Raw genomic sequence first — 4,752 nt, 5'->3', positions numbered from 1 at the left:
GGTCGCGACCCTGACGACGTTCGTGGGGCTGGTGCTGGCCGGGCCGACCCTGGCCCGGGGGATGGCGCGGCTCGCCGACCACGGGCCCCGGGGCGGTGGCTGGCGGCTGGCCGCGCGCAATGTCGCGCGCAACTCGCGGCGCTCGGCGGCGTCCGCGCTGGCGCTGACGATCGGACTGACCGTGGTCGCGGCGGTGGCGGTGACCGCGACCTCGCTCAAGGAGTCCGTCTCGGACGCGGTGAGCGGAGGCAACCGCTCGGACCTCGTCCTCGAGCCCGCCGGCGCCGGCATCGGGATCAGCCCGTCGGTCGCCGACCTCCTGCGGGCGCGCACGGACGTCGCCGACGTGGTCGAGCTCCGCGAGTCCGCGGCACAGGTCGACGGACACTCGACCCTGGTCACGGCGGTGGACACGGCCGGGTTGGACCGCGTCATCGACCTGGGCGTCGAGAGCGGGAGCGTGGCCGACCTGGCCCCCGGGGGACTCCTGGTCGGGACGGATGCGGCCGAGGACCTCGGCGTCGGTGTCGGCGACGAGGTCACCGTCACCTTCCCGGAGACCGGGGAGACCGAGCTCCGGGTTGCCGGCACGTTCGGCAAGGGCAGCCTCATCAGGGCGTCCTACGTGATGACGCTGCCCGACTTCTCGGCCAACGTCACCTCGGTCCTCGACGGCGCCATCCTGCTGAACGGCACTCCTGGCGCGGACCCGGAGCAGATCAGGTCGATCGTCGTCGCCGCCCTCGCCGACTACCCCAACGTGACCGTCAACGACCCGGCGGACATCACCCGCGAGGCCCAGGACTCCGTCGACCAGCTGCTCGGGATCGTCACCGCGATGCTGCTGCTCGCCGTCGTGGTCGCCGTGCTCGGCATCGTCAACACCCTGGTGCTCTCCGTCGTCGAGCGCACCCGCGAGCTCGGGCTGCTGCGCGCCGTCGGTGGGACGCGGCGCCAGGTGCGCACCGTCGTACGTCGGGAGTCGGTGCTGATCTCGCTCCTCGGAGCGCTCACCGGCATCGTCCTCGGCGTGGTCTCGGGCATCGCCCTGAGCCGCGCCCTCGTCGCCGAGGGCGTCACGACGCTCGCGGTCCCCGTGGTCACCCTGGTCGTCTACCTCGTCGTGGCGACCGCCGTGGGCGTGCTCGCGGCGATCGGACCAGCTCGCCGCGCGAGCAGGGTCGACGTGCTGCGCGCCATCACCACCGAGTGACGCCGGGCGTGACGCACCGGCCGCGGCTGACAGGATGTGGGGATGCGCGCCGTGGTCCTCGATGCCGTCCGAGCCCGTCCCGAGGTCCGGGACGTGCCCGAGCCCGCGGCGCCCCCGGCCGGGGTGGTCGTCGAGGTGCGGGCCACCGGCCTGTGCCGCAGCGACTGGCACGCCTGGGCCGKCCACGACGACATCGCGTTCCCGCACGTCCCGGGCCACGAGCTGGCCGGCGTGGTGGTCGAGGTGGGCCCGGAGGTCGCCCGGTGGCGGGTCGGCGACCGGGTCACCGTGCCCTTCGTCTGCGGTTGCGGGCGTTGCGGCTGGTGCCTGGCCGGTGACGCTCAGGTCTGTCCGGACCAGCAGCAGCCCGGCTTCACGCACTGGGGCTCCTTCGCCGAGCACGTCGCGCTGCACGCCGCCGACACCAACCTGGTGGCCGTTCCCGACGAGGTCGACCTCGCCACCGCCGCCGGTCTCGGCTGCCGGTTCGCCACGGCGTACCGCGCCCTGGTGGGACGCGCGCGCGTCCGTCCCGGGGAGTGGGTGACGGTCGTCGGGGCCGGCGGGGTCGGCCTCAGCACGGTGATGATCGCCGCGGCCGCGGGTGCCCGGGTGGTGGCGGTGGACCGCAACCCCGAGGCGCTCTCGGCGGCCACCTCCCTGGGGGCCGAGCACACGCTGCTGGCCGACGGCGTCGACGTCCCCGCCGCGATCGCCGACCTCACCGGCGGAGGCAGCCACGTCGCCGTCGACGCGGTGGGCAGCGAGCAGACCTGCGCCGACGCGATCCTGAGCCTGCGTCGGCGCGGCCGTCACGTCCAGGTGGGCCTGCTGCCGCCGGCCGAGGGGCACCCGCGTGTGCCGATGGCCCGCGTCATCGGCTGGGAGCTCGACCTGCTGGGCAGCCACGGGATGGCGGCGGCCGACTACCCGGAGATGATGGAGCTCATCCGCTCCGGGTCGCTGCGGCCGCAGCTCCTCGTCGAGCGCACGATCGGGCTCGCGGAGGCCGCGGCCCTGCTGCCCGGCTTCGACCGGGCCACGGTGGCCGGCATGACCATGATCGACCCCCGCCGCTGAGCGACTGGTCGCCCGGTCATGCCCGGCCCGCCGGGTCAGACGCTCTTGATCGCCGAGACGTCGAACTCGAGCTTGATCTTCTCCGAGACCAGCACGCCGCCGGTCTCGAGCGCCGCGTTCCAGGTCAGGTCCCAGTCCTTGCGGTTGATCGTGGTGGCGCCCTCGAAGCCGATGCGGAGGTTGCCGAAGGGGTCCTGCGCGGTGCCGTTCTCCTCGAAGGCGATCGTGACCGGGCGGGTGATGCCCTTGATGGCGAGGTCGCCGGTKATCGTCCAGTCGGTGCCGTCGCGCTCGACGGAGGTCGAGGTGAAGGTGATCTCGGGGTACGCCTCGGTGTCGAAGAAGTCGCCCGAGCGGAGGTGACCGTCGCGGTCGGCCGACCCGGTGTTGATGCTCGCGGTGTGGAGGGTCAGGGCGACGTGCGAGAGGCCCGGGTTCTCCGCGTCGATGCGCGCGGTGCCGTCGAAGTCGGTGAAGTCGCCGCGCACGGTGGTGACCATGGCGTGACGGGCCGAGAAGCCGAGGCGGCTGTGGCTGGGGTCGATGACGTAGTCGCCGGTGATCGTGGAGCCGGCGTCGGCGACGGCCACGACGCCCGGGGCGTCGGCCGCGGGAGCGTGCTGGGCGGGGGAGGTGGCGGGCTTGCGGCGGAAGAAGGACATGGTGTCTCCAGACGGCGAGAGGGTTGGTGGTTGAGAGTTCAACTACCATAAGGCGGTCCGCCCGCCTTTCATTCCCGCGATCGCGTGACCCGCGTCACTCGGGGTCGAAGCAGGCCAGCAACAGGGCGAGGTCGTCCTCGAGCGCGTGTCCGGCGGCCTCCTTCACGGACGCGAGCAGGCCGTCGAGGGCCGTGTCGAAGTCCGCTCGGGCGACCGCGGGGAGGAAGGGTGCCGGATCGACGAACCCGCCGGTGGGGGAGCGGGCCTCGATCAACCCGTCGGTGAAGAGCAGCAGCCGGTCCCCGGGTGCCAGCTTGCCGCGCGCGACGACCGGGTCGACCCCGAGGCCGAGCGGCGGCGAGTGGTCCAGCTCGATGGTCTCGACGAGGCCGTGCGCGGAGAGCAGCACCGGCGCGGGGTGGCCGCAGGAGACGATGTCGAAGCCGCCGTCGTGCCGGATGTCGACCAGGACCCCGGTCACGAAGTCCTCGGCGTCTGGCAGGTACGGGAGGATGCGCCGGTCGATCTCTCGGGCCACGTGGGCGACGTCGCCCGGCCCGGCGGCCGCCGCACGGAACTCGCCGAGCACCACGGTCGCCGTACGGACCGCGGAGAGGCCCTTGCCGCGCACGTCCCCGACCAGCAGGCGCACGCACGAGGGGCCGCGCACGACCTCGTACAGGTCCCCGCCCACCTGTGCCTCGAAGGCCGCGGACAGGTATCGGGCCGACAGCGTGACGGGACCGGTCCGCGCGGGCGGCGGCGCCAGGATGGCGCGCTGCGCGGCCTCCGCCACCAGGGTGACCCCGGCCAGCCGCTCGGACTGCTGCTCGAACGTCGCGGCGGTGTCGAGGGCGACGGCCACCCGGGCGGCCACCGCCTCGAGGAAGGCGACGTCCTCGTCGCTGTAGTGGCGACCCGACTCGGCGTGGATGAGCGTGACCGCACCCACCACGGTGTCGCGACCCGGCAGGGGCACGACGATCGCGCTGGTGAGGCCCAGCTTGCGCAGGATCGCCAGGTGGTCGGCGTTGACGGCCGAGGCCTCGAGGAGCTCGGCGGGGATGTAGGGGTAGATCTCGCTCTCCCCGGTGCGCGCGACGTGGGCGGCACCCGTGGGGGCGTCCATGCGCGTCGGGAAGGCGCCGGTGAGGGTCCGCGCCCACTCGGTGGTCTCCGGGTCGCGGTGCTGCACGGCCACCGTCTCGAGCTCCCCGTCGCGCAGCACCTGCAGCACGCACCAGTCCGCRAACCTCGGGACGAGGAGTCGGCCGACCTCCGCGACGGTGGTGTCCATGTCGAGGCTGCGCGACAGGCTCATCGACGCCTCCGCCAGCAGCACCGTGCGCTGCGTGGCGGCGTCGAAGTCCTGCAGCTCGGCCGCCCGCACCACCGCGCTGGTCAGGGCGCCGGCGAGGGAGTGCAGGAAGCCGTCCTCGTGTGCCGTGAAGAGGTCCGGGGGGAAGGTGAGGGCCAGCAGCCCGTACGTCGTGCCGTCGCGGTGCAGCGGGAGCAGGTGGAGGGTCCGGTCGGTGGGGTAGTAGCCGGTCAGGTCGGGAAAGGTGGCGGTGATCTCCTGCACGGACCGGTAGTGGACGTCCTTGCCCTCCCGCGCCGCGACCGCGCCCGGGAGGTCGCTGGCGAGCGGGATCTCCTGGTAGTGGTCCGCCCCGTCGCCGGTGCGCCCGAACCAGGTGAGGGTCCGCAGCACGTCGTCCGCGTCGAGCGAGAGCACCATGGCCGAGGTGGCACCGAGGGTGCCCATGGCATGGCCGAGGAAGCCGTCGGCCACCTGCT

General features: G+C 73.6%; 4 protein-coding genes. 2 read left to right on the top strand and 2 right to left on the bottom strand.

From position 1 onward, the window contains the following. Both ACXJKL_RS14860 and ACXJKL_RS14855 read left to right on the top strand, forming a co-directional pair. Nucleotides 1–1,213: FtsX-like permease family protein (locus tag ACXJKL_RS14860; RefSeq protein ID WP_457207818.1), on the top strand; the 1,213-nt coding region annotated here is incomplete at its 5' end. A gap of 42 nt (nt 1,214–1,255) precedes the next feature. Next, the gene (locus tag ACXJKL_RS14855) at nt 1,256–2,293 is read left to right on the top strand and encodes a zinc-binding dehydrogenase (RefSeq protein ID WP_457207817.1); all 1,038 of its coding nucleotides are present in this window, start codon (nt 1,256–1,258) and stop codon (nt 2,291–2,293) included. A gap of 35 nt (nt 2,294–2,328) precedes the next feature. On the opposite strand, the gene ACXJKL_RS14850 is transcribed toward ACXJKL_RS14855, so the two are convergent. Together ACXJKL_RS14850 and ACXJKL_RS14845 are read right to left on the bottom strand one after the other, a co-directional pair. Continuing rightward, nucleotides 2,329–2,955 carry a YceI family protein gene (locus ACXJKL_RS14850; RefSeq protein ID WP_457207816.1) on the bottom strand — a complete coding sequence of 209 codons (627 nt, stop codon included), beginning with the start codon at nt 2,953–2,955 and terminating at the stop codon, nt 2,329–2,331. A gap of 94 nt (nt 2,956–3,049) precedes the next feature. Further along, on the bottom strand, nt 3,050–4,752 hold a 1,703-nt coding region (locus tag ACXJKL_RS14845), incomplete at its 5' end, for a PP2C family protein-serine/threonine phosphatase (RefSeq protein WP_457207815.1).

It is taken from the genome of Nocardioides sp. P5_C9_2 (assembly GCF_054049555.1).
Note: the sequence above shows the minus strand (reverse complement) of the source record. Positions and strands in the feature narration are given on the sequence as shown.